This is a genomic window from Actinomadura sp. KC345, assembly GCF_004348515.1.
Classification (GTDB): Bacteria; Actinomycetota; Actinomycetes; order Streptosporangiales; family Streptosporangiaceae; genus Spirillospora.
This window is the reverse complement of record NZ_SMKH01000507.1, coordinates 1-2,836: the sequence shown is the minus strand read 5'-3', so window position 1 is coordinate 2,836 and position 2,836 is coordinate 1. Positions and strand designations below refer to the sequence as shown.

Here is a 2,836-nt window from a genome sequence, read left to right as displayed (position 1 = left end):
CCGGGGTGGCGGAGGCGGGCGAGGATGCGGGCCTCCCGGTAGAAGCGGCGGCGGGCCGCGGACCGGTCGGGGCGGATGACCTTGATGGCGACCTGGCGGTTGAGGCGGTCGTCGGTGCCCTCCCAGATCTCGCCCATGCCGCCGATGCCGAGGGGGTTGCCGCGCGCGTAGCGGTCGCCGATCTTCACCGGTCCCCCAGGAACGGGCTGGGGTCGCCGTGCCAGGTGATGTGGAGGGTGTCGCGGGCGCGGGTCGCGGCGACGAACAGCAGGGAGCGGGCGCGCTGGAGTTCCCGCCGGTACCGGGCCGGGTCGGACTGCTCCCATTTGCGCAGGTACGCCTGCGGGACGAGCCCGTCGGAGACCCCGGCGACGATCACGTGCTGGTATTCGAGCCCCTTGAAGCGGTGCATGGTGCCGACGTGGACGACGTCGTCGGCGCGGGGCCCGTCTGGGCCGATGGAGGCGGCGATGCCGGCGCGGGCGAGGCGGGCCTCCATCTCGGCGACCATGGCGCGTTCCGGGACGCCGATCGCGATGGACGGCGAGGGCCCGTCGATGAGTTCGCTGACCCGGGCGGCGATGTAATCCTGCTCGTCCTCCCAGGTCGCGGCGCCGTGCAGGACGGGCCGGGAGCCGCGCAGGACGGAGCGGTAGCCGCTGAGTTCGCCGGTCTCGCCGTCGAGGTCGTCCCATGGCTCTTCGCCGAGGAGCCGGACGGCGGAGCCGAGGATCTCGTGGGTGGTGCGGTAGCTGAGCGTGAGGCGCGACGAGCGCCGCCCGCGGATGTTGATGCCGAGGACGCTCAGCGAGACGTGGTTGTCGTAGAGCCGCTGGTGGACGTCGCCGACGAGGAAGATGTCGTCGGGTCCTTCGGGGACCATGGCGCGGAGCATCTTCCAGTGCGCGGCGGCGAGGTCCTGTGCCTCGTCCACGACGATGTGGGAGTAGCGCGGGCGCATCCGGGCGACCGAGGCGTCCTCGCGGTGGAGGTTGAGGCCGCCTTCCCGGTGGCGGCGCATCTTCTCGGCGCGTTCCTGTTCGAGGCGGGCGGCGTGTTCGGCGACCTGCCGGTACGTCCACAGGTTCTTCTCGTCGAGGCGGAGCCGGAACTTCTCGACTAGCCGCCAGATCTCGGCGCGCTGGGCGCGGCCGATGCTGCGTCCGCGTCCGGGGCGGCGGGTGCGGAAGTAGTCGGCGCGGGAGTTGCCCGCCATGCCGAGGATGACGTGGGTCCATTCGGCGTGGAGGAACTCGGGGTCCCAGCCGGTCTCGTCGAGTTCGAGGAGGAGGGCGCGCCATTCCTGGACGGCCTTGGCGTCGTCGATCCAGCGGCGCTTGCCGCCGGGTTCGGCGCGGGCGACGACGTCGGCGGCGAGCTTGTCGATGTTGACGATCTCGACGCGGGACACGGTTTCGGGGCCGCCGAGTTCGAGGAGGCGCTTGCGGAGGTCGGCGGCGAGGTTCTTGTTGTAGGTGGTGAGAAGGATGGGCTTGCCGCCGGGCGGGAGCCGGTCGGCGAGGTGTTTGACACGGTGCAGCGCGACGATGGTCTTGCCGGTGCCGGGGCCGCCGCTGACGCGGGCGGAGCCCTTGTTGCCGCGTTCGACGAGCTTGCGCTGGCCGGGGTGCAGGAAGACCTTCCAGCGGCCGAAGTCGTCTTCGAGAACGGCCTGCAGTTCGGTGTCGGACGTGGTGACGCGGGTCGCGGGGCGGCCGAGGGCGGTCGCGTAGTCGTCGGCGTCGACGTCGTCCTCGGCCTGGACCGGCGCGGTGATCTTGTCGAGGACCTCGTCGAACGTCTTGCCGAAGTACAGTTCGAGGAGCACTTCCTCGGTGAGCGCCGGGGCGAGTTCGGTGAGGCCGAGCAACTCCTCCTCGGTGGTGATCTTCCTGATCAGGGGAAGCAGGACGGCGGCGACGCCGAGCTGCAGGAGCTGGTCATCGGTGAGGCCGCCGAACAGCGATGTGGGCGCGCCCGCTTCCGCGGGCTCGGGCTTCGCCGCGACCGGCGGTGGCGCGGGCACGGCGCGGGGCGTGGAGACGTTCTCCTCGACGCTGACGAGGTCGACGAACTCGATAGCGCCCGTCACATCGTTGATCTTGTACTGGTAGCGGTCGAGGTTGTCGTAGACGTCCTTGCGGTGCCTGACGGCGACGAGGATGTAGTCGCGGTCGCCGGCGTGCAGCAGCAGCGCCCGGTACTCGGCGTTGATCCGGGCGGAGTGGAGCCGGGTGTGGCCCTGGAGCCGCTTGAGCCGCAGGCCCCGCGCGTCGGGGTTCTTGCGGAAGTGGTGCTGGAACTCGTAGATCGCGCCTTTGACGACGCGCGGCAGCTTCTGGATCTCCTTGTCGGCCTTGTCGAGCAGCCGCAGCGTGGCCTCGCCCTGCGTGGTCATGGGTTCGCCGCCTTGATTCGTTCCGCCAGTTCGTCGCAGTCCCACCAGGCCGCCGCGCGGGTCTCCCAGCCGGCCTGGGCGTAGGCGTGGTAGCGGCCGGTGGCCTCGTCGTCGTTGCCCGCGAGGACGACGGCGACCCGGGCGTCCGGCCAGGCCAGTTCGGCCTGCCATGCCTGTTCGCCCAGCTCGTAGCCGACCTCGGGGGCGGGGACGCCGTGCGCCATCAGGCAGCGCGCGAGGTCGGCGAGGCGGGGCTCGTCCGGGTCGAGCAGGTCGAGCGCTTCGGCCCAGGCGGGGTCCGGCGCGGCCGTGCCCGCGTGCGGGGGAGCCTCGGCGCCCGGGGGCGGCGGAGTATCGGCCGGTAGCGGCCTGGTGTGCGCCGGAAGCGGCTTCGTATCCGGGGGCGGCGTGGTGGCCGGGTGCGGGTCGAGCCGGGTG

The 2,836-nt window shown here is 71.9% G+C and carries 2 protein-coding genes and 1 pseudogene; all 3 read right to left on the bottom strand.

All coding sequences use genetic code 11. The annotated features are described in order from the left end of the window. Positions 1-188, bottom strand: a 188-nt coding sequence (locus E1281_RS40980) for a protein kinase (protein ID WP_347813341.1), incomplete at its 3' end; no start/stop codon positions are given. Beyond that, positions 185-2,398 carry a UvrD-helicase domain-containing protein gene (locus E1281_RS38920; protein ID WP_131884702.1) on the bottom strand — a complete coding sequence of 738 codons (2,214 nt, stop codon included), beginning with the start codon at positions 2,396-2,398 and terminating at the stop codon, positions 185-187. The genes E1281_RS40980 and E1281_RS38920, both read right to left, overlap by 4 nt. Next, a pseudogene (locus E1281_RS40975) lies at positions 2,395-2,836 on the bottom strand (hypothetical protein); the annotation flags it as partial. The gene E1281_RS38920 and the pseudogene E1281_RS40975, both read right to left, overlap by 4 nt.

What these genes read in the sequence shown, in the direction of transcription:
- E1281_RS38920 (WP_131884702.1), bottom strand. Translation starts at nt 2,398, where the DNA reads ATGACCACGCAGGGCGAGGCCACGCTGCGGCTGCTCGACAAGGCCGAC.